General features: G+C 63.7%; 18 protein-coding genes. 15 read left to right on the top strand and 3 right to left on the bottom strand.

Going from position 1 to position 22778, the window contains the following annotated elements; all coding sequences use genetic code 11:
* Positions 1 to 265: 265 nt before the first annotated feature.
* Complete coding sequence (locus MESS2_RS11265; protein ID WP_008874346.1) at positions 266 to 691, bottom strand: cupin domain-containing protein; 426 nt, start codon at positions 689 to 691, stop codon at positions 266 to 268.
* 159 nt (positions 692 to 850) lie between these two features.
* Here MESS2_RS11265 and MESS2_RS11260 point away from each other — a divergent pair, with 159 nt between their 5' ends.
* The 15 genes from MESS2_RS11260 (at position 851) to MESS2_RS11195 (ending at position 15564) form a co-directional block, all read left to right on the top strand.
* Positions 851 to 1495, top strand: a complete 645-nt coding sequence (locus MESS2_RS11260) for an aspartate/glutamate racemase family protein (RefSeq protein WP_008874345.1) — start codon at positions 851 to 853, stop codon at positions 1493 to 1495.
* A gap of 219 nt (positions 1496 to 1714) precedes the next feature.
* Positions 1715 to 1924 carry a hypothetical protein gene (locus MESS2_RS11255; RefSeq protein WP_008874344.1) on the top strand — a complete coding sequence of 70 codons (210 nt, stop codon included), beginning with the start codon at positions 1715 to 1717 and terminating at the stop codon, positions 1922 to 1924.
* Positions 1925 to 2028: 104 nt separating this feature from the next.
* Positions 2029 to 2811, top strand: a complete 783-nt coding sequence (locus MESS2_RS11250) for an NYN domain-containing protein (protein WP_040592704.1) — start codon at positions 2029 to 2031, stop codon at positions 2809 to 2811.
* Between the two features lie 112 nt (positions 2812 to 2923).
* Complete coding sequence (locus MESS2_RS11245; RefSeq protein WP_008874342.1) at positions 2924 to 3154, top strand: hypothetical protein; 231 nt, start codon at positions 2924 to 2926, stop codon at positions 3152 to 3154.
* Positions 3155 to 3397: 243 nt separating this feature from the next.
* The gene (locus MESS2_RS11240) at positions 3398 to 3577 is read left to right on the top strand and encodes a DUF3606 domain-containing protein (protein ID WP_008874340.1); all 180 of its coding nucleotides are present in this window, start codon (positions 3398 to 3400) and stop codon (positions 3575 to 3577) included.
* A gap of 91 nt (positions 3578 to 3668) precedes the next feature.
* Positions 3669 to 4718 (top strand): glycosyltransferase family 2 protein, encoded by a 1050-nt coding sequence (locus MESS2_RS11235; RefSeq protein ID WP_008874339.1) that lies wholly within the window; start codon positions 3669 to 3671, stop codon positions 4716 to 4718.
* The gene (locus MESS2_RS11230) at positions 4699 to 5400 is read left to right on the top strand and encodes a class I SAM-dependent methyltransferase (protein ID WP_008874338.1); all 702 of its coding nucleotides are present in this window, start codon (positions 4699 to 4701) and stop codon (positions 5398 to 5400) included. The genes MESS2_RS11235 and MESS2_RS11230 overlap by 20 nt, the downstream gene beginning before the upstream one ends.
* A gap of 77 nt (positions 5401 to 5477) precedes the next feature.
* Positions 5478 to 6968 (top strand): hypothetical protein, encoded by a 1491-nt coding sequence (locus tag MESS2_RS11225; RefSeq protein ID WP_008874337.1) that lies wholly within the window; start codon positions 5478 to 5480, stop codon positions 6966 to 6968.
* A gap of 350 nt (positions 6969 to 7318) precedes the next feature.
* A complete protein-coding gene (gene kdpF / locus MESS2_RS30870; protein WP_081609884.1) occupies positions 7319 to 7408 on the top strand; it encodes a K(+)-transporting ATPase subunit F in 90 nt (29 codons plus the stop codon).
* 32 nt (positions 7409 to 7440) lie between these two features.
* The gene (gene kdpA / locus MESS2_RS11220) at positions 7441 to 9144 is read left to right on the top strand and encodes a potassium-transporting ATPase subunit KdpA (protein WP_008874335.1); all 1704 of its coding nucleotides are present in this window, start codon (positions 7441 to 7443) and stop codon (positions 9142 to 9144) included.
* Positions 9145 to 9166: 22 nt separating this feature from the next.
* Positions 9167 to 9382 (top strand): hypothetical protein, encoded by a 216-nt coding sequence (locus MESS2_RS11215; protein WP_008874334.1) that lies wholly within the window; start codon positions 9167 to 9169, stop codon positions 9380 to 9382.
* Positions 9379 to 11472, top strand: a complete 2094-nt coding sequence (gene kdpB, locus MESS2_RS11210) for a potassium-transporting ATPase subunit KdpB (protein ID WP_008874333.1) — start codon at positions 9379 to 9381, stop codon at positions 11470 to 11472. The genes MESS2_RS11215 and kdpB overlap by 4 nt, the downstream gene beginning before the upstream one ends.
* 12 nt (positions 11473 to 11484) lie before the next feature.
* Positions 11485 to 12054 carry a potassium-transporting ATPase subunit KdpC gene (gene kdpC / locus MESS2_RS11205; RefSeq protein ID WP_008874332.1) on the top strand — a complete coding sequence of 190 codons (570 nt, stop codon included), beginning with the start codon at positions 11485 to 11487 and terminating at the stop codon, positions 12052 to 12054.
* A 52-nt stretch (positions 12055 to 12106) separates the two neighbouring features.
* On the top strand, positions 12107 to 14875 hold the full coding sequence (locus MESS2_RS11200) for a sensor histidine kinase (RefSeq protein ID WP_040592703.1): 2769 nt from the start codon (positions 12107 to 12109) through the stop codon (positions 14873 to 14875).
* Complete coding sequence (locus MESS2_RS11195; protein ID WP_008874330.1) at positions 14872 to 15564, top strand: response regulator transcription factor; 693 nt, start codon at positions 14872 to 14874, stop codon at positions 15562 to 15564. Before MESS2_RS11200 ends, MESS2_RS11195 begins: the two co-directional genes overlap by 4 nt.
* 12 nt (positions 15565 to 15576) lie before the next feature.
* Here MESS2_RS11195 and MESS2_RS11190 read toward each other — a convergent pair whose 3' ends face one another.
* On the bottom strand, positions 15577 to 16161 hold the full coding sequence (locus MESS2_RS11190; RefSeq protein ID WP_008874329.1) for an invasion associated locus B family protein: 585 nt from the start codon (positions 16159 to 16161) through the stop codon (positions 15577 to 15579).
* 110 nt (positions 16162 to 16271) lie between these two features.
* Positions 16272 to 22724, bottom strand: coding sequence for an autotransporter outer membrane beta-barrel domain-containing protein (locus MESS2_RS11185; protein WP_008874328.1), 6453 nt, complete (start codon positions 22722 to 22724; stop codon positions 16272 to 16274).
* Positions 22725 to 22778: the final 54 nt, after the last annotated feature.

The raw sequence follows: 22778 nt of genomic DNA, 5'->3' as shown, positions 1-22778 counted from the left end.
TGCCTAGCGCAGTTGCATCTCAGGTGGTCAGGCCCCCCTCTCGCGTCGACCCCCGGGCTCAGGATCGTTGGAACGAAACGCCTATCCATTTTAGAGGGCTATGGCGTAGACATAGTTCTCATCTTCATCGTTCGTAGTCCGCCAGCTTGGCTAGCAAGCACTTGAAACACCGCAGCAACTTGTAGACAACTCGGCAGAGTGTCAGGACTCGTCCGGCTGCCCGTCGAAACGGAAGCGATTTCGATCGTCGATAGTCCCGCCGCGTTCATGCCGCCCGATTGGGCGTGCCGAGGGTGTGAGATTTCGGCGGCAGCATGACGTTGTCGAAGGTCTGCGTGAACATCGCCGCCGCAAAAAAGGCGACCGCCCGCAGGGTTTCAGTGCCGGTATTGACGAGGTCGTGCCGGACCGGCGTCGGAAGGACCAACACGCTGCCGGGCCCGACCGGATGGGTGGTGCCGTCCTCCATGTGCAGTTCGCCGGTGCCGGCGATGATGTATTGCGTCTCCTCGGTGGCATCGCTGTGCCAGCCGAGCCGCTTGCCGGGCTCGATCTCGTAGACGATCATCGAGGACTGGGTCGTGCCGTGTCCGCCGTAGAGCGCGAAGGCGCCGGCCCAGTTGACCGACGGGTCGTCTTCCGCCCAGACTGTAGTCCGTTCGAGCTTGTCGGACGCGACGACTGGGGCCATGGGTTCGTTCCTCTCAGCGACTGGGGAACACCGAGCTTAGGCGATTTTTCTGGTCCGCGTCATCCAAAAGCGGCTCTATTCCAGGCGCCTGCAGGGCCTGCCGCCGATCCGGAAAGCTCTCGGCACGCCGGAAAACAAGCCTGGCATGGGAGATAAAACTTGAACCGGCGCATCCTCGTCATCAATCCCAACAGCAACGAAGCCTTTACCGCCGCGATGGACCGCAGCGTTGAACGGCTGAGATTTGCCGGCGGACCCGAGATCCACTGCCGCACCTTGGCCGAGGGACCATTCGGCATCGAAACGGCGCGGCAATCCCAGGAGTTGATCCCTTCCCTTTACCGGCTTATCGAGCGTGAGAAGGGCAATTATGATGCATTCATCATTGCCTGCTTTAGTGATCCTGGCGTCGTCGGCGCGCGTGAGTTTTCGGCCAAGGCCGTCATCGGGCTGTGCGAGGCCGGCGTAGCCTCGGCTCTTAGTTTTGGCGAACGTTATGGCATCCTCACCAACCTGGACGACGACATCAATGGTGAGCTTCGCCTGTTGAGAACTCTGGGATTGGAAGCAAGGCTGGCCGGCATCGAGGCGGTCGGCATAAAGGTTCCGGATCTTGTGGACACCCCTGAGGTCTTTGAAGCATTGCTCGCCGGCGCGCGTCGCCTGGAGCGGCGCGGAGCACGTGTGATCGTGCTGGGCTGCGCCGGCATGACGCCCTTTGTGCAGCGACTGCGGCAAGAGACCGGCCTTTGGATCATCGATCCCCTGATGTCCGCCGTCGGGTTGGCGACGGCAACCGTTTAGAGCGCCGCAGCCGCGGGGGGCCTGCGCCACTGTCCTGCGTGGCTCTTGGAAAGCGGCGTACCTACCCCGCCACGTCGACATGATGCGCTCCGTGCGGCAGCGGCACGCGGCCGACCCGTTCGAGCGCTGGCCGCTCGCGGCCTAAGCATATATGACCGGGTGATTGCCCTGTTTCGGGCGGACGGCATTGGCCCGCGGATCGTCCAGGAGGTAACGCCGATGACGACGCTGGCCGGTCTGGTCGCGGCGGGCGGCGGTCTGGGCTTCGTCACCGCAGGCATGCCAGAGTGGCGCGACCTGGCGTCGCGTACCGTCCAGTCGTCCTTGCCGATGGCGGCTGCGTGGCGCGAGCCGGCCTTGTCCGCAAGCGACAAGCATTTCCTGGAGGTGGTTGCGACACTGTCCGCAGAGAAGAACACGGACCCTTGAAGCGCCATCGACGTAAGGCTTGCCTCTGGAATCTCGAAAAAAGGGTTTCGAATGTTGCCGCTGCATCATATGTCATTGGTGCAACGCCAAAATAGGGGCCTGCCTTGCCAACTGAACCACGTTCTCCACGGCTTGCGGTGCTGATCGACGCGGACAACGCTTCGGCCAAGATTGCCGACGGATTGTTCGAGGAAATCGCCAAGATCGGTGAGGCAAGCGTTCGTCGCATCTACGGCGACTTCTCCAGCGCCCGTTCAAAGGCGTGGGCCGATGTGCTGTCGAAGCACGCGATCATCCCGCAGCAGCAATTTGCCTATACCACCGGCAAGAACGCGTCCGACATCACGCTCGTCATCGACGCGATGGATCTTCTCCACAGTGGGCGGTTCGAAGGCTTCTGCCTGGTATCGTCCGACAGCGATTTCACCCGCCTTGCCGCTCGCATCAGGGAACACGGGATCGACGTGTATGGATTTGGTGAGCAGAAAACACCGGAGAGTTTTCGGCAGGCATGCCGCCGGTTCGTCTACACCGAGAACCTGCTTCCGACCGCGCCAGCCAACACTCAGGACGCGGTACCGGCGAAATCGTTACAGCCGCCCAGCGCCGCGACGCCGATCATCGCCAAGGTCATTTCACAGATGGAAACCGAGGACGGCTGGGTGCCGCTCGGCACCGTAGGCAATCAACTCGCCAATCTGGCTTCGGACTTCGATCCCAGAACCTTCGGCTTTCGCAAGCTGAGCGACCTCGTACGCAAGACCAACGCCTTTGAGATTGATCATCCCGAGGGCGGAACCATGCGTATCCGCATCAAACCGGCCCAAGAGATGCAAGCGAAAGAGAAGCCTGGCCGGCGCCGCAAGGATCTATCGGATTTGCCCTGAACGAAGGCTCCTTCACCCGCGTTTGGCCTCTGGTCGGACCACTATTTCGCTGGCGCAAACCGCTGTTCGGCGTATCATTCCTGTGGGAGAGGGTTCATGGTGGGAGGAGCCAATGAACGCAGCGTTGAGTGTGCCTGTCATCGGCCTGACGGCCCAAGAACTTGTTTCATCTGCGCTTTCAAAATTCCGCGCCGGCGACACCATATCGACCAGGGCCGCACTGGACGCCGTCCGTCGGACGAGCCCGGCTTGCCAGGACAGCGACGATGATCTCGTCGAGCTTATCGTGATGACGGCAATTGGTAAGACCATGGGTGTCGTGTTCGACCATCGGGCGCGCTAGGCCCGGAACGACTAACCTCCTTGCGCATTCCATTGGCGCCACGCGACGAACGATCATCCGCCATGGCGGCAAGATTCCGAGCGACCTGGCGGCCTGGTTCGGCCTGCCCCCCGAACCCTGGGGTTCGGACTTGGGGTCAAACCGAAACAACGATCCATCCCGCTCCACCGGGACGGATCTGGCCCGGGGGAACTCGACGAAATCTTCTCCGTTATGCTCTCGGTCGAAACGAGGAGAGCCGCCATGGCAGAGGACAAGACCAGGACCGACACAAGCGACCGCTCGGAGATAGCCGACGAAGACGTGCGGCATTTCGCCGAGGAAGCCGGCATTACGCTTGACCAAGCCCGGACCCTGATCAGGCGCCACGGCAACGACCGCAAGGTGCTGGAAGAAATAGCCGAAAGCATAAAGGGATCTTGATGGCGGTGTGATAGCCAGGAATCCTGCGACGCTTTTATCGGTTTTCTAACAAATTCGGCCTATTCCCATTCTGACCATGGGGAGTTGGGCTTTGGTGCAGACAGACAAGATCGCCGCGCGGCATGCCATTGCGCTGTCCGTCGTCGTGCCTTGCTACAATGAAATTGGCGGGGTCGCCGAACTCTACCGGCGCGTGACGGCCGTTTGCCAGGCACAGGCCGGCCATTCCTATGAGATCGTCCTGGTGATCGACGGCGCGACCGACGGCACCCGCGAGGCCATTTTCGAGCTCGCCAGACAGGAGAGCCACGTCGTCGGCATCGACCTTGCCCGCAATTACGGCCACCAGGTCGCGCTCAGCGCCGGCCTGGAGTTTTGCCGCGGCCAGCGCATTCTCATCCTCGATGCCGATCTCCAGGACCCGCCGGAATTGCTCGAAGCCATGATGGCGAAGATGGATGAGGGCTTCGACGTCGTCTACGGCCAGCGGCTGAAGCGCCAGGGCGAAGGCTGGTTCAAGCGCGGCACCGCCGCATTGTTCTACCGCCTGCTGCGCAAGATGGTCGATGTCGACATGGCGCTCGATTCCGGAGACTTCCGCCTGATGAGCCGGCGCGCGCTCGATCATCTCAATGCGATGCCGGAGCGCTACCGCTTCATTCGCGGCATGGTGAGCTGGATCGGCCTGAAGCAGGTGGCCTTTCCCTATGAGCGGCATCAGCGCTTCGCCGGCACCACGCACTATCCCTTGAAGAAGATGGTGCTTCTGGCAATGGATGCGATGACCAGCTTCTCCATCGTGCCACTGCGGTTTGCCTCGCATCTCGGCATGATCTTCGGTTTGCTCGGGCTTGCCGCGCTCGGCTACACGCTCTTCTCCTGGTTTGCCGGCAGCGTCTTGCCCGGCTGGACCAGCCTGGCCGCGATCGTCCTGATCCTGGGCAGCGTCCAGCTTCTGGTCCTTGGGATTTTCGGCGAATATCTCGGGCGCATGTATATGGAGACCAAGCGGCGGCCTCTCTATCTCGTCAACGAGATCGCTGCCCACGATCCCGCCACCGCGGAGTTGCCCGTCCATCGCCTGCAGGAGCTGGCCCGGGAAATGACGAAAGGAGCCGCGCGTGCTTCAGGCCGAGTTTGACCAGTTCGCGCTGGAGTATCAGCAGCAGCACGCAGCAAGCATCCGGCTGAGCGGCGAAATGCCGGATTTCTTTGCGCAGTACAAGATCGACGACGTCGCGGCACGGCTCGCGCGCTCCGGTGTGAAACCACGGCGGATCCTCGACTTCGGCGCCGGCGTCGGCAATTCGCTGGGACCGATGCGCGCCGCATTTCCCGACAGCGAGATCACCTTGCTCGACCCATCCTCGCAGTCGCTCGACATCGCCAGCAAGCGCTTTCCCGGCCAGGCCGATTTCAGGCCCTTCGATGGCGAAACCATCCCTTATGAAGACGGCAGTTTCGACCTCGCCTTCGCCGCCTGCGTGTTTCATCACATTCCTGAAGATCTCCATGTCGGCCTGATCAAGGAGATCGGGCGCGTACTGGCCGGCGGCGGCAGCTTCTTTCTGTTCGAGCACAATCCCTGGAACCCGCTGACGACGCACGCGGTGCGAAACTGTGCCTTCGACGAGAATGCGGTGCTGATCAACGGCCGCGACATGCGCGCGCGAATGGAAGCGGCGGGCTTCTCCAGTCCCGCCATCGTCTACCGGATTTTCTTCCCGCGCCTGCTCGCTAGATTGCGGCCGCTGGAGCGTTACCTGACCGGGCTTCCCGTGGGGGCGCAATATTTCGTGCATGCGCTCAAGCCTGCCGTCTGACCGAACGCCTTGCCCCGGGATGAGCGACCAGCCGAAACCTCTGATCAACCTGCCGCAAAGCGGCCTGGAGAAGTGATATGAACGCGGTTCAGGCGACCATGGCGGCCGTGTCGCCGGTCAATGACGCGCAGCGGTCCCGGTTGCTGTTCTGCCTGCTCGTCGCGCCTCTCGTGGGGTTCGCGCTTTCCGCCCACGCCGTCGAAATCCTGCAGGATCCCGACTGCTGGTGGCAGGTCAAGGTTGGGCTCGACCTGCTGGCAAACCGTACGTTCCCGCTTGTCGACAGTTATTCTCATACCTTTGCCGGCCAGCCATGGATCGCCAAGGAATGGCTCGGGCAGGTTCTCCTCGCGCTCGCCTACACGGCAGGCGGCTGGAACGGCGTGGCGATGCTGATCATCGCCACCATTGCGCTGACGATCTCGCTGCTGTCATGGCATCTCAGCGCCTGGCTGAGACCGGTCGCTGCGGTCGGGCTGGCCCTGTTCGCGGCGGCCATGATCTCGCCCATCTACACAGCACGCCCCCACATCTTCACCTTCCCCATCATCGTGGTCTGGACGGCAACGCTTTTCCGCGCGGCGCGCGACGAGCGAGCACCGCCTCTGTGGCTGCTTGCCCTGCTTGTGCTATGGGCCAATCTGCACGCGACCTTTACTGTAGGCTTCGTCATTGCGGCTTTCGCCGGTCTCGATCTTCTTGCGCGAACCCGCCTGTCCAACCCCGCACTCCTTGCCAAATGGGTTGCTTTCGGTCTGCTTTGCCCGCTGGTCAGCCTGCTCAATCCCTATGGCGTCAAGGCCATCCTCGCCACGTTCACGGTAGCCTACGGCAATGAGGCGGTTCCCCTGATCGCAGAGTGGCGGCCGTTCGACGCCTCGGATCAACCGCTCCAGGAAGTCGGTATCCTGCTGTTCGTTTTCGCGCTGCTTGTGTCGAGGCTGCGCATCGGCTGGGCCAAGGCGCTGTTCATCATCTTTGCCCTGCATGTCTATCTCACCCATTTGCGCTTCATGTATCTGTTCTTCCTGCTGGTGCCGATCGTGATTGCGGTCGAGGTGGCGGAGCAATATCCAGCGCTTTCCCTGGGGAAATGGATGGCGGACAAGCGCGACGGGCTGGAGCGCTTTATCGCCAGATGGTTTTACCAGATCTGCGGCGTGGCCGGCGTTTTGGTGGTGGGCGCGGTCGCCCTGATCACCAGCGCCTATCAGGCAGAGCCGAGCCAGAAGACTTCCGCCCGGGACGCGCTTGCATTCGCGCAAAGCCGTCACCTGTCGGGCAATGTCCTGAATTCATACAATTTCGGCGGCAGCTTGATCTTCCATGGCATCAAGACATTCATCGACGGCCGGACGGATCAGCTCTTTCTCAACGGCTTTATGAAGACGGATACCGAAACGGGCCGCAGCGGCGGAAAGCCGATCCTTCAGGCACAGCTCAAGAAATATGCGATCGACTGGGCGCTGCTGACCGCGGACGACAGCCGCATTCCCTTCTTCGACGAGCTGGGCTGGAAACGGGCCTATTCCGACAAATACGCCGTGATCTACGTGCCTGGCGCCTGATTTTCTGCGGGCTTTGTTGCCGGCGCACGACGTGAAACGCGGTGCCGGCGTTGAGATCGCGACAGTAAAATCCTTATAGGATTTTTATTTCTTTCCTCTCCGCCGCGTCTCGAACCTTTATGGCATTTTGACCCATATTCCGCCGGGAGACACTGATCTCGGTCGCTGCTTGTTGCAGTGACCGCGTGTTTTCACGTGATTTCCTGCCGAATGCAGGCGAAGCGAAAATAAAACGAAAATAAGGAACATCCGCGATGGATATCATCGTTATCGGGATAGGGGTTTTGTTCTTCGCCCTGTCCTTCGCCTACATCAAAGCTTGCGACAGTCTTTAGCGGAAGGATCGCAACATGCTTGTCGACTATATCCTCGGTGGCGGTGTGACCTTGTTCCTTCTCGCCTACCTGACTTACGCCCTCGTTCGCCCAGAACGCTTCTGACGGCAACTGGCGCCAGGCACGAAAGCTACATCATGACTCTCAACGGATGGCTACAGATCCTCGTCTACTGCGGGATCGTCGTTTTGCTTGTGAAGCCGCTCGGCGGCCACATGTATCGCGTTTTCAACGGCGATCGTACATTTCTCTCGCCTGTTCTCGGCCCGATCGAGCGAGGTCTTTATCGCATCTCTGGAACCAGCGAGCGCGAGGAGCAGCACTGGACCAGCTACGCGGCCGGCATCATGTTCTTCAGCCTGGCCAGTTTCCTGGTGCTCTATTTCCTGCAGCGGCTGCAGGGGGTCCTGCCCCTGAATCCAGCCGGCATGACCGCGGTTGAGCCCAACCTCGCCTTCAACACCGCCGTCAGCTTCCCGACCAACACCAACTGGCAGAACTATGGCGGCGAAAGCACGATGTCGTATCTCGTGCAGATGGCTGGCCTCACCGTGCAGAACTTCATGTCGGCGGCGGTCGGCATTGCGATTGCGGTCGCGCTGATCCGCGGCTTCGCCCGCGCCTCTGTGAAATCGATCGGCAATTTCTGGGTCGATATGACCCGCTGCACCCTCTACATCCTCTTGCCGCTCTGCATCGTGCTGACGCTGGTCTATGTCTGGCTGGGCATGCCGCAGACGCTTGGGCCTTATGTCGACGCCACCACGCTCGAGGGCGCAAAGCAGACGATCGCGCTTGGCCCCGTCGCCTCGCAGGTCGCCATCAAGATGCTCGGCACCAATGGCGGCGGCTTCTTCAACGCCAATTCCGCGCATCCCTTCGAAAACCCCGATGCGATCTCCAACCTGATCCAGATGGTATCGATCTTCGCCCTTGGCGCCGCGCTCACCAACGTCTTCGGCCGCATGGTCGGCAACCAGCGCCAGGGCTGGGCGATCCTGGCCGCCATGGGCGTGCTGTTCATCGCCGGCGTTGCGGTCTGCTATTGGGCGGAAGCATCAGGCAATCCGCTGGTTCATGCGCTGGGCATCGACGGCGGCAACATGGAGGGCAAGGAGACCCGTTTCGGCATCGCTCTGTCGGTGCTGTTCGCGGTCATCACCACGGCCGCGTCCTGCGGCGCGGTCAACGCCATGCATGACAGTTTCACCGCGCTCGGCGGCTTGATCCCGATGGTCAACATGCAGCTCGGCGAAGTCATCGTCGGCGGCGTCGGCGCCGGCTTCTACGGCATCATGATGTTCATCGTCGTCGCCGTCTTCGTCTCCGGTCTGATGGTCGGCCGCACGCCCGAATATCTCGGCAAGAAGATCGAGGCCAAGGAAGTGAAGATGGCGATGCTTGCCATCCTCTGCCTGCCGCTGGCCATGCTGATCTTCACCGCCATCGCGGTGGTGCTGCCGACCGGCGTCGCCTCCATGGCCAATGCAGGGCCGCACGGCTTCTCCGAGGTGCTCTACGCCTACACCTCGGCGGCGGCGAACAACGGCTCGGCCTTCGGCGGCCTGACCGGCAACACGCCCTGGTACAACATCACGCTGGGCATCACCATGCTGATGGGCCGCTTCCTGGTCATCATCCCGGCGCTGGCAATCGCCGGCTCGCTGGTGGCGAAGAAGACGGTTCCGGCCTCCGCCGGCACCTTCCCGACCGACGGTCCGCTGTTCGTCGGGTTGCTGGTTGGCGTCATCCTGATCGTCGTCGGCCTGACCTTCTTCCCGGCGCTGGCGATCGGACCGATCGTCGAGCACCTGGCGATGATCAACGGGCAGACGTTCTGAGCCGCCCATCTTGGATAACGTCATGTCCTGGCTCAACATCATGCGTCGCAAGGCTCGGCCCCGGGCCGACAATGAGGGGGAGGCAACTCCCCCTCCCTTCCCGACCATATCCACCTTCCTCGGCATTGCGGCAGTCATGATCGTGATCTGGCTGCTGGCCTACGGGCCGCCGCATCTCTTTTCGGCATCCGATCGATCGGCGCCGTCCAACAACATTGATACTGGAGCCACCAAATGAGCCAGTCCAAATCCGCTGTTATCATGGATGCCCGCATATTGTGGCCCGCCATCGGCGGAGCCTTCAGGAAACTGAACCCGCGCACGCTGATCCGAAATCCGGTGATGTTCGTCGTCGCCGTCGTCTCGTTGCTCACCTCGGTCCTGTTCCTCAGGGACCTCGTCACTGGCGGCGGCGATTTCGGCTTCACGCTGCAGATCATCGTCTGGCTGTGGTTCACCGTGCTGTTCGCCAACTTCGCCGAAGCGGTGGCCGAAGGCCGCGGCAAGGCGCAGGCCGACTCGCTGCGCAAGGCGCGCACGGAGACGCAGGCCAAGCTTCTGACCAGCGAGGACCGCACCAAATTCAAGCTGGTGCCCGGCACCAGCCTGAAGGTCGGTGACGCCGTGCTCGTCGAGGCCGGCGACATCATCCCGTCGGACGGTGAGGTTATCGAAGGCGTCGCTTCCGTCAACGAGGCGGCGATCACCGGCGAATCCGCTCCGGTCATCCGCGAATCCGGCGGCGACCGTTCGGCGGTAACCGGCGGCACGCAGGTCCTGTCTGACTGGATCCGCGTGCGCATCACTGCTGCCTCCGGCCATACTTTCCTCGACCGCATGATCTCGCTGGTCGAGGGTGCCGCGCGCCAGAAGACGCCGAACGAGATCGCGCTCAACATCCTGCTCGTCGGCATGACGCTGATCTTCGTGCTGGCCACGGCGACGATCCCGAGCTTTGCCGCCTATTCCGGGGGCTACATCTCGGTGACCGTGCTGGTCGCCCTGTTCGTCACCTTGATTCCGACCACGATCGGCGCCCTGCTCTCGGCCATCGGCATCGCCGGCATGGACCGCCTGGTACGCTTCAACGTGCTGGCCATGTCGGGCCGTGCGGTGGAAGCCGCGGGCGACGTCGACACGCTGCTGCTCGACAAGACCGGAACGATCACGCTCGGCAATCGCCAGGCGACGGAGTTCCGCCCGGTCAAGGGCGTCACCGAGCAGGAACTGGCCGATGCGGCGCAGCTCGCCTCGCTCGCCGACGAAACGCCCGAGGGCCGCTCGATCGTCGTTTTGGCCAAGGAAAAATACGGCATCCGCGCCCGCGACATGGCAACGCTGCATGCCACTTTCGTGCCATTCACCGCGCAGACCCGCATGAGTGGCGTCGATATCGACGGCTCGTCGATCCGCAAGGGCGCTGTCGATTCGGTTCTGGCTCACGTCAGCCAGTCGACGCGCGCCGGCAGCGGCGCGCCCCCGGCCAGCGACGCCGTCCGCGACCTGCAGGCGATCGCCGAAGAGATCGCCAAGTCCGGCGGCACGCCGCTGGCGGTCGAGCGCGACGGGCGCCTGCTCGGCGTCGTCCATCTCAAGGACATCGTCAAGGGCGGCATCAGGGAACGCTTCGCCGAGTTGCGCAAGATGGGCATCCGCACGGTGATGATCACCGGCGACAACCCGATGACGGCGGCGGCGATCGCGGCGGAAGCCGGCGTCGACGACTTCCTCGCCCAGGCGACGCCAGAGGACAAGCTGAAGCTCATCCGCGACGAACAGGCCAAGGGCAAGCTGGTCGCCATGTGCGGCGACGGCACCAACGACGCCCCGGCGCTTGCCCAGGCCGATGTCGGCGTCGCCATGAACACCGGTACGGTCGCCGCGCGCGAGGCCGGCAACATGGTCGACCTCGACAGCGACCCGACCAAGCTGATCGAGATCGTCGAGATCGGCAAGGCGCTGCTGATGACGCGGGGCTCGCTGACGACCTTCTCGATCGCCAACGACGTGGCCAAGTACTTCGCCATCATCCCGGCCATGTTCGCCGTCTTCTATGTCGCGCCGGGGCAGACATCTGGCCCGCTGCAGGCGCTCAACATCATGCATCTGGCGACGCCGCAGAGCGCCATCCTGTCGGCGATCATCTTCAACGCGCTGATCATCATAGCGCTGATCCCGCTGTCGCTCAGGGGCGTCAAATACCGCGCCATCGGCGCCGGCGCGCTGCTCAGCCGCAACCTTCTCGTCTACGGCCTCGGCGGCATCATCGTGCCTTTCGTCGGCATCAAGCTGATCGACATGATCATCACCGCCATCGGCCTCGCATAAGGAACCACGTCCATGCTCAATCAAATCAGACCCGCGATCATCATGATCGTCTTCTTCACGGTGCTGACCGGCCTGATCTATCCGATCGGCATGACCGGCATCGCCCAGGCGTTGTTTCCGCGCCAGGCCAATGGCAGCCTGATCGAGAAGGACGGCAAGGTCGTCGGTTCCCAGCTGATCGGCCAGGCCTTCGCCGGCGACAACTACTTCCACGGCCGCCCCTCGGCTGCCGGCGACGGCTACAACGCCGCCTCCTCAAGCGGCTCGAACCTTGGCCCGACCAATGCCAAGCTGATCGACCGCATCAAGGGCGACGCCGAGAAGTTGAAGGCAGAAAATCCGGGCGCGCCGGTGCCGATGGATCTCGTCACCACGTCCGGCAGCGGCCTCGACCCGCATATCAGTCCCGAAGCCGCCTACTTCCAGGTCGCCAGGGTGGCCAAGGCCAGGGGCGTCGATGAAGCGAAGATCAAGTCGCTCGTCGACAGCCATGTCGAGAGCCGCGAGCTGGGCTTCATGGGCGAGCAGGTCGTCAACGTGCTCGCCCTCAACCTTGCACTGGACGATGCGACGAAGCAATGATGGCAGAGACGGGGATCGACACGGTCCCCGGCGCCATTGATGATCGATGCCTATGCCGGACGAGAGCCGCAACGCCGAAACAAGACCCTCTCCCGACGCGCTGCTTGATCATGCGGAGCGCGAGGAGCGCGGTCGTCTGAGGATTTTCCTGGGCGCGGCCCCCGGCGTCGGCAAAACCTATGAGATGCTGATGTCGGGCCGCGCCAGGTTGACCGACGGGATCGACGTGGTGATCGGCATTGTCGAGACGCACGGGCGCAAGGAAACCCAGGCGCTGGTCGAAGGCTTTGAGGTCATCCCGCGCAGTCAGGTCGACTACAAGGGCCGCACACTGAACGAGATGGATATCGATGCCATCCTCGCCCGGCGCCCGGCGCTGGTTCTCGTCGACGAGCTCGCCCACACCAACGCGCCCGGCAGCCGTCATCCCAAGCGCTATCTCGACGTCCAGGAAATCCTGACGCATGGCATCGACGTCTACACGACGCTCAACATCCAGCATGTCGAAAGCCTGAACGATGTGGTGGCCCAGATCACGCGCGTGCGGGTGCGCGAAACGGTTCCCGATTCCATCATCGACCAGGCCGATGACATCGAGATCATCGACCTCACCCCCGACGACCTGATCAAGCGGCTAAGGGAAGGCAAGGTCTACTTTCCCAACACCGCCCAGCGCGCCATCGAGAACTATTTCTCGCCGGGCAATCTGACGGCGCTCAGGGAACTGGCGCTGCGGCGTACCGCGCAGCGTGTCGACGAGCAGTTGCTGAACCACATGCAGGCGCACGCCATCCCCGGACCGTGGGCGGCGGGGGAAAGGGTTCTCGTCTGCGTCGACGCGCGTCCGGGCGGGGCGGCCCGTGTCCGCTATGCGCGCCGGCTGGCCGACCGGCTCCGCGCCCCATGGACGGCGCTTCATGTCGATACCCCTCGTTCGGCCGTCATGTCCGAGGAGGACAAGGATCGGCTGGCGACGCTGCTGCGCCTTGCCGAGCAGCTCGGCGCCGAGGTGACGACCATTCCGGGTCAGAACGTCGCGCAGGACATCGTTCGCCATGCCACCGCGAACAACTTCACCCATATCGTCATCGGCAGGCCGACCCGGTCGCGCTGGCGCGAACTGATCGAAGGCTCGCTCACTTATGATCTCATCCGCAATGCCGGCGACATCAGCGTCCATGTCATTTCGGGGACCGACCGGGGCACCGAGCCAACGTCGAGGAGCGTCAAGGCAGCGACCGAGCAGACGCAGTTCGAGGTCTGGCCCTATCTCAAGGCCACGGCCTATGTCGCTGGCTCGCTCGCCTTCGCCGTCCTTCTCGACCAGTTTCTCGACGTTCGCAATCTGGCGATCATCTTTCTCATCGGGGTCCTGACGTCGGCGGTGACCGGCGGTCTCTGGCCGGCTCTGTATGCCTGCCTCATCAGCGCCCTTGCCTTCAACTATTTCTTCCTGGAACCACGCTACACGCTGACGATCCAGGACCCGGAAAGCATCGTTGCGCTGGCTGTCTTCCTGGTTGTCGCCGTCATCGCCAGCAATCTGACCGCGCGCGTGCAGCGCCAGGCGGTCGCCGCCCGCTCACGGGCACGCGCTACGGAGGACATCTACCTCTTCTCCAAGAAGCTTGCCGGCGCCGGCACGCTCGACGACGTGCTGTGGGCGACTGCCTTCCAGATCGCCTCAATGCTGAAATTGCGCGTGGTGCTGCTTTTGCCCGAGAATGGCACGATCACCGTCAAGGCCGGCTATCCGCCCGACGACACGCTGGCCGAGGCCGACATCGCAGCCGCCCGCTGGGCCTGGGAGCACGACCGCGCCGCGGGCCGTGGCGCCGACACCCTGCCCGGCGCAAAGCGCCTCTATCTTCCTTTGCGCACCGGCCGCACGGCGGTCGGTGTCGTTGGCCTCGACAACGACAAGCAGGGGCCGCTGCTGACGCCCGAACAGCAGCGTCTCCTCGACGCTCTCGCCGACCAGGCGGCTGTCGCCATCGAGCGCATCCAGCTTGTCGCCGATGTCGACCGGGCCAAGCTCGCGGCCGAGGCGGACCGCTTGCGCTCGGCGTTGCTGACCTCGATTTCGCATGACCTGAAAACGCCGCTCGCCGCCATCATGGGCGCTGCCGGAACGCTGCGGGAGTTCGCGCCCGCACTTCCCGAGCAAGACCGGACGGAGCTCTTGTCGACGGTGCTAGACGAATCCGAACGGCTGAACCGCTTCATCGCCAATCTGCTCGACATGACCAAGATCGAATCCGGCGCGATGGAGCCGAACTACGCCTTCCACTATGTCGGCGACATTGTCGGGTCGGCGTTGCAGCGGGCGAGGAAAATCATCGGCGAGCACAAGACCGAAATCGACATTCCGCAGAACCTGCCGATGCTGAAGCTCGATCCGGTCCTGTTCGAGCAGGTGCTTTTCAATCTCCTCGACAATGCCGCGAAATACGCGCCGCCAGGGTCGACGATCCGGCTGCGGGGCTGGGCCGACAACGGCTCCGTCATCCTGCAGATCATGGATGAGGGGCCGGGCATTCCACCGGCGGATCTGGAGCGAATTTTCGATACCTTCTACCGGGTGCGCAAGCGCGACCAGGTCCGTGCCGGCACCGGTTTGGGACTGTCTATCTGCCGCGGCTTCATCGAGGCGATGGGCGGAACCATAGCGGCGGCAAACAGGACCGACCGCTCGGGCGCGGTCTTCACGATCAGGATGCCCGTGCCGGCGGAGCCGCCCCCTATAGGCGATCAAAATGGAGGCGATCCCAGGATGGATGAGCCCAACACCGATGACCCGAATACTGGTGACTTGGCATGACACATTCGAACGTCAGTATATTGGTCGTCGATGACGAGCCGCCGATCCGAAAACTGCTCCGGGTCGGTCTCGGCAGCCAGGGCTATGCGATCAGCGAGGCGCCGAACGCCAAGGCGGCGATCGAACTCGTCGAGACGGAAAGGCCGGACCTGATCCTGCTCGATCTCGGCCTGCCCGGCATGGGCGGCCACGATTTGCTGCGCAAATGGCGGGACGACGGCCTCGACATCCCCGTGGTCATCCTTTCCAGCCGCACCGACGAGGCCGGCATCGTCACGGCGCTTGAACTCGGCGCCGACGACTACATCACGAAGCCGTTCGGCATGAACGAGCTGGTCGCGCGCATCCGCGTGGCGCTTCGTCACAAATTCCAGCAGCAGGGCGAGAAACCGGTATTCCATACCGGCGATCTCACGGTCGATCTGGTGAAGCGCATCGTCAAGGTCGAGAACAGGGAGATAAAGCTCTCGCCGAAGGAATACGACATATTGCGCATCCTCGTGCAGCACGCGGGCAAGGTTCTCACCCACCAGTTTCTGCTGAAACAGGTCTGGGGCGATTCGACCGATGTGCAGTATCTCAGGGTCTATGTCCGCCAGCTCAGGCAAAAGATCGAGAAGACGCCGGACCAGCCGCGCTACATCGCGACCGAAACCGGCGTCGGGTACCGCCTGCGCGAAGTCGAGTAAACAGGGCGAGGCTCAATCCGCCGAAAGCTCCGCGGTCCGGGCAAGCGCACCACTGAAGCCGGCTAATGAGATGGAAAAACTGACCGGTTGACCGGTATCCACCGCAACCGCATTGACCTTCAACGTCGTGGCGGCCTTGAGCAAGGGCGTAATTTTCGCGTCGAATGCCACCGGCACCAGGCAGCCGACGGCTTGGCAGGTGCTGAATTGCAGCGAGCCCTCCAGCTTCTTGTCGTCGATCTCGAGATTGATCCCCTTGGCCAGCGCCAGTCCGAACGGCAGCGCCAGGGTGCCATTGGCTTGCTCGGCGGTCTTGGTTGCCAATTCTATCGCCAGAAGGCGCTGGCCGCTCTGCTTGTTGAACTGCTGATGGGACAGGCTGCAGGCCTTGTTTATGCCGGCGATCTGGCAATTGACCGTCCAGTCGCCATGGGTTTCGGACAGAGCCGACGCGCCGCCGGGCAATTGCGGCGCCTTGGCCGCGCCCTCGACCGGCGCCGCCTTGTCGGCCTTGGTCTGCGCCGCCGCCGTCGCGACCGGGAACCCGACGATGCAGGCAATGCCCAGCATCGCCGCAAAATGCGCCTTGCTTCTCATGAAAACCCCTTCTTGCCCGCCTTCGCCTCAGGTTCTTGTTTGAGCATAATCATTTCCGAAAACCGGATTCCACTTTTCGCTGGCGCGGACCTCCGGTTCGGGATCATGCTCTAGAAGCTGACCTTGAGGGATGCGCTGACCGCGTTCTGTTTTACAGTTTCACCGAAGGCGCCATTATACCTGACGGCCATGCCGACGCCATTCACGCCATTGAGTTCGAGACCGGCGCCGAACCGATAGAGCGGCGAATCGACCTTTTCTGTCAATGTCAGCGTCGGGTTGCCAGGTAGCCCTTCGGCGGCGGCAAAACGACCCTCGATCTCCCACTCCTTGTTCGAGAACTCAACGCCCGCCTTGCCGTAGACGCGAAGGCTGGCGATGTCGCTGAGCGCGATGTCGCTGCCGAGTTCGATACCCGGCGTTGCCGAATAATAGGTGTTGGAACTGCCGTCGAAATTGAAGGCGGCGACCGAGCCTTCCTCCTTGCCGGAAACGCGAAGCCAGCGCGCATCGAACTGCAGGGTCGGCTGCAGGTAGAAAGCACCCATCTGCTGCGTCACGCCGAACCGTGCCGAGCCGCCGAACTGGGCTGTCCTTTGCGTATAGGTGACGCTGTTGCCGATACCGTCGAGCAGCAATTCCGGCAGATAGACGCCGGCCAGCGTTTCGCCGGGAATAAAACCTACCTGATCGACATTCGTATCGCGTTCGCCGTCGAACATGCCGGTGCCGCCGCCGAGCGCGAAATCGACGAAGTAGTTCTTGTTCTCGTATTTCGCCAAGGCATAGGCCTGCCAGGATTCGCCCTCGGTGCTCGACAGCAGATCCTGGTTGAAACGGATTTCCGATTGGAACTCGGTTCGGCCGATCGTGGCGCCCAGCGACCAGTTCTGGCTGACCTCGGCGATGGCGCCGAACGACATCGTCTTCAAGACGTCGTCGCGACTGGTCGTTCCGGCCCCGGCGTCGCGGTTGTATTCCGCCTGCGGGCTGATCGAGCCCCAGACGCAGCGCCCGTCGGAGTTCTTGTATGCGGGAACGCCGGTGCATTCGCGTGCCGTTTCAAGCATGATGTCGGCCGAGCGGTTGACCATCTCGAACGCATGCACCGCGTAATGCGGCGTCAGCCTGGTCAGCGCCGCGCCAAGGGCCGCCTCGTCCGGCAGGAACCGCAGCATGTTGATCAGCCGCGCCATCGGATTGTCCGGGCTCGACGACGCTTCGAGATCGTCGAGATATTGCGCCATCTGAAACACGCCCGGGTCAGTGGTGCCGGACCCCGGATCCTGCGCCAACTCCAGGAAGGTCGGATTGTCGGCGTAGAGGACGAGATCGGTGCCGTTGTCCACCCTGGTCAGGAAGTTGAAACCGACCGCCGGATGCAGTGTCGTCGGCGTGATGCCGGAATCCACCATCGAGGAACCCCTGGCCAGCACATATTCCGCAAACAGCTTGTCGATCGACAGGAAATTCAGCGGCGCCTCGCCGTTGAAATTGCCGGCGCCGGTCAAGGCAAGGGCGTCGGTGATCTGATTGTTGAGATCGACGTCGGCAACAAAATCGCCAGTAGCACTCTGGGTGACGCCGCCTGTCACATCGACCGTCTCCACGATCGCGATACCCTTGTTTGTCATCAGGCCGTCATTGAGGAAGGTGCCGCCGCCGAGATCGATGGTCTCGAGACCGACCACCGAGGAATCGGCGAAGTTGTGGAAGCCATTCAGGCCGCCGCCGAGATCGATATTGCCGATGACGCGGCCAAGCGTGTTGGCTGCCCTTTGATTGTTGACCTGGTCGTTGCCGGAGGTGCCGGTGATCGACAACGGGCTGAAATCGTCGAGCAGCGATTCCAGGATCGCCTTCTCAGGCGCAATCGGCCCTCCAGCAGCAAGCTCCTGGAGGTATGCGGTCAGATCTGCCTCATTCATGAAAGAAAGGGACGCCGTCAGCCCCATCGCGTAAAGAAGGCCGTTGCTGTTCACCGTGTTGTTCTGGCCACCGACCAGCATGGCCGCAACACCGGTCGCCGCGCCGCCGATCGTGTACTGGCCATTCAGATTCATGGTGATATTGCCTTTGGTGCCCTGGGCCGTGCTTTCGCCATAGGCAGCAACCGAATCCGCGCCTTGCGCGAACAGGTTGGACCTTGCGGTCAGCGTAACCGCATTGGCGTTGCCCTGGCCGGTCGCGCTCTGGCCGAACAGCGCATAGCTTTCCGCGCCGTAAACGGCGATCTGGCTGTTCGCCGTCGCCGCGGCGGCATTGGCATCGCCAATACCGCCCGCCGAGCCGGCGCCCTTGTTAAGGCCGCCCGCGATACCGCCGCCGCCACCGACCGCCTGGGCAACTATGCCGTGCGAGCGGATGCCTGTTGTTTCGATCTCACCGGTCTGGATGACGGTGACGGTGCCTCCGACGCCCATGGAACCGTCCAGCATCTCCAGGGACAATTCGCTTGGGCCGCCGCCATTGTCATCGGTCGCGAACCGGCCGAAGCTGGTCCCGCCGATGCCACCGCCACCGCCCACGGACTGCGCGACGATGGCGATCGAATCCGTGCCCTCGGTGATGATCGTACCGGTGCGCTCGACATAGACGTTGCCGCCGTCGCCGCCTGCTCCGCCGAGCCCACCAACGCCCAGCGCCACGGCAGCCTTGCCGGAAGCATCCGCGCCCATTCCGCCCCCGCCGCCGACGGACTGCGCCACCATGCCATGCGCCAAGGCGCCTGTGGTGTGGATGTCGCCAGCGACCAGCACCTCCACATAGCCGCCATCGCCGCCGAACCCGCCGTCCACGCCGACCTGGAGCGAGTAAGCTCCGTCGCCCTCGGACTCGTTGGTCATCGAGCCGCCGAAGCCGCCACCGCCACCCACGGACTGGGCAAAGATACCCAAGGCGCCAGCGCCGGATGTGTTGATGGTGCCTGCGTTATGATGGACGTAGACAGCGCCGCCATTCGCGCCTGCGCCGACCACCTGGTTCGGGCCGGGGAGCAGATCCTCGGGTGCCAGTTGAATACCTATGGCGGTCTTGCCGTCCGAAGCCTGCGTCAGGGAACTCGACGCGCCGCCGCCGCCGCCGATCGATTGAGCGAAGATGCCGTGCGACATGACGCCAAGGGTGGTGATATCTCCATAATTCGTGACGCGGACAGTGCCGCCGTTGGCACCCCCGGCGCCGGTTCCACCGAGTTGCAAGGTCACGGTCGTGTCGCCGCCCTCGGCCTGGCTGTTGCCCGCGCCGGCGGACCCGCCGCCACCGCCGACCGATTGCGCGAAAATGCCGTGGGCGTTGTCACCGGCGGTCACTATACGGCCGGTTGCCTGATTGGTGACCGTCACATTGCCACCTGCGCCGCCCTTGCCACCCTTGCCGCTCAGCGTCGCGGCGATCTGATATTCCGCCTCCTCGCTGGTCGTACCTGCCGCTCCACCACTGCCGCCACCGCCGCCGATGGATTGCGCCTGGATACCGTGCGATCCGTGGCCGGTGCGCGCGCCGGTCAACAGGTCCAGACTGCCGGTCGTGATGATGCCGGCATTTTCCACGATCACCTCGCCGCCGGCCCCGCCGCCATCGGCAAAGCCGCCGACGACCAGATTCACGGTCAGCGTCGCGCCCGAGCCCTGGCTCTCGCCGCCGCCGCCGGCACCACCGCTGCCGCCGATCGATTGCGCGAAGATCCCGACGGACCGATTGCCAAAGGTGCGGATTTCAGCAGTTCCGCGATTGAAGACGCGCACAAGGCCACCTGTGCCTGCTGCTCCGCCAAATCCCCCCACGGAACCGCCAATCGCATACTCGGCCTCGACGCCCGATGACGCCGCACCGCCGATGCCGCCACCGCCGCCGACGGAGCTTGCGGTAACGCCATTCGATTCGTCGCGGTCGGTTTGGATCCTGGCGGTGTTGGTTACCTCGATCTCGCCGCCATTGCCGGCATCGCCGCCCGCCAGTCCGATGCCCGCGCCAACCGAAACGGTCGCGCCGCCGCCATATTTGCCCTCGCTGCCCGCCGCCGCGGCGCCCGCAACGCCGCCGCCGCCGCCGACCGACTGCGCGATAATGCCGGCAGACCCATATCCGCGCGTATGGATGTCGCCTGAATTGTTCACCGTCACCTTCATGCCGCGGCTGCCGCCGCCGAGCGCATAGGTGCCCCATTCCGCTCCGTTGGTGACGCCATCGCGGTCGCGATCTCCGGTTGCGTCACCGCCGCCGCCGCCGATTGCGAGGTTCGCGTTGACCGTGGTGCCTTCGCTGCCGCCGAGATTGAGCGCCTTGGCATCGGCCGATCCACCCGCGCCGCCGCCGCCGCCGATCGACTGGGCCAGGATGCCGTTGGAGAAATCGCCAAACGTATCCAGCGCACCGGAGTTTATGACAGTGACCGCGCCGCCATTGTTTCCGTCACCCCCCTGGCCGCCGATGGCCACATTGGCATTGACGTTGACGTTCGAGCCCGTGTCGACCGACGCCGTCGTACCGCTGGCCGAACCGCCCGAGCCGCCACCGCCGCCGATCGACTGGGCGAGGATCGCGTTGCTGGTATGGCCCCTCGTTACGATCGTACCGGCATTGGTGACATTGACGGTGCCGCCGGTGTTACCGGCGCCGCCCCATCCACCGATCGTTACCGTGGCATTGACGGTGACGGTGCCGCCGAGTCCCCCGGCGCCAGCCATGGAGTCGCCGCCATTGCCGCCGCCGCCGCCGACCGACTGGGCGAGGATGCCATGCGAATTGTTGCCCGTCGTCTCGATCGAACTCGTCGGATCGCTGAGGCCATAATTGACCGTTACCGTGTTGCCGCCGCCGCCGCCACCGCCCTTGCCGCCAATGGATGCACCCAGATTGATGCTGACCGTGGGGCTGAAGCTGCCCGAATAGGTACGGCTGCGCCCGCCGTCGCCACCGCGACCGCCGACCGATTGCGCCAGTATGCCGCCGCCATTGTCGGGGTTTATCGGTTGGCCATCATCACCAAGCACATCCGGATTCGCCACCGATGCGATGTGACCGTTGCCGGTGACCTCCACCGTTCCGGCGTTTCCGCCCGCACCGCCCGACCCGCCGACGGACACAGAAAGCGCGCCTGCCGGATAAGGATAGATGTTTGCCGCTGCCGACAGGGCGAACGCATCGCCGCCGCTGCCGCCGCTGCCGCCGACCGACTGCGCGAAGATGCCCTTGGCGCCGCCGCCGTTGACTGTGATGTCGCCGGTATGGCGAACGATGACGTTGCCGCCGACCCCGCCGCCGCCGCCGCCGATCGACACGGAAATGGCCGCCAGACCAGCCGATACGGCGTTCGACGCGCCGCCATTGCCGCCGCCGCCGCCCACCGACTGCGCGAGGATGCCATGCGAAAGGCCGCCGTATGTCCTGATGTTGGCATTGTTGGTTACGTCGACCAACCTGCCGTCGCCACCTGCCCCACCGCCGCCGCCGACCGAAACGGCGGCCGTCGTCCCAACGGCATAGCTGAAGCCGCCATCACCGCCGCCGCCGCCAACCGATTGGGCGAACAGGCCGATCGAACCATATTGGCGTGTCGTGATTCTATTGGTGTTGGTTGCACGGACTTCGCCGCCGCTGCCGCCGCCTTCGCCACCGCCAGCAACGGACACCGCCGGACCGAGACCGGCCGCGATCGAGAACCCACCGGAGCCGCCGCCGCCGCCCACTGACTGCACCAGGAAGCCATGCGAGAAAATGCCGTCCGTCTGCAACACCGCGCCATTCGACGCCGTGACGTTGCGCCCGACACCGCCGACGCTTCCATCGCCACCGACGCCAACGTTGACACCCAGCCCGGCCGAGATTGTCGAGGCTCCGGCGCCGCCGCCACCGCCGACAGACTGCGCGACATAGGCATGGGAATATTCTCCCGAGGTCGAAATGCTGCCGGCACGCACAGTGGCATAAACTTCGCCGCCATTGCCGCCGCCGGCGCCTTCACCGCCGATGCCGACGGAAACGGCCCCGGATCCCGCAAGCGTGAAGCCGCCGCTGCCGCCGCCTCCGCCGACCGACTGGGCAAGAATGCCTATCGACCGGTCGCCGCCGGTGCCGACTGTAGCGGTGTTGATGTCTACATCGACACGCTCGCCATTGCTGCCGACGCTGGCGCCGCCGCCGATGCCGACGGCAACCGCCGCCGAGATATTGACCGAGAAGCCGCCATTGCCGCCGCCACCACCGACCGATTGCACGATGAGGCCGGCGGAATCGTTGCCGCGCGTCGTGATCGTGCTCGTATTGGAGGTATATCTGGCCGTGCTTGTGGTGCCACCAACGTCACCATCGCCGCCGACGCCGACCGAAACCGCGAAGCTGCCCGTGAACGCACCCCCACCGTTACCACCGCCGCCACCGATCGACTGCACGACGATGCCCGCCGACCGGTCCTGCCGCGTATCGACCCTGCCGTTGAAATCGGCGCTCGCAGCCATCGAATTGCCGCCGGCCGATCCGGTGCCGCCAACCGACACCGCCGCGGCAATGCCGACGGCTCCCGAGAAGCCGCCATTACCGCCGCCACCGCCAATCGACTGCACGATCAGTCCGGTCGAATCGGTCCCGTGCGTTTCGATGTCCTGAAGACCACTATT

The sequence above is a fragment of the Mesorhizobium metallidurans STM 2683 genome, from assembly GCF_000350085.1.
Taxonomy (GTDB): Bacteria; Pseudomonadota; Alphaproteobacteria; order Rhizobiales; family Rhizobiaceae; genus Mesorhizobium; species Mesorhizobium metallidurans.
This window is presented reverse-complemented; position numbering and strand designations above follow the sequence as displayed.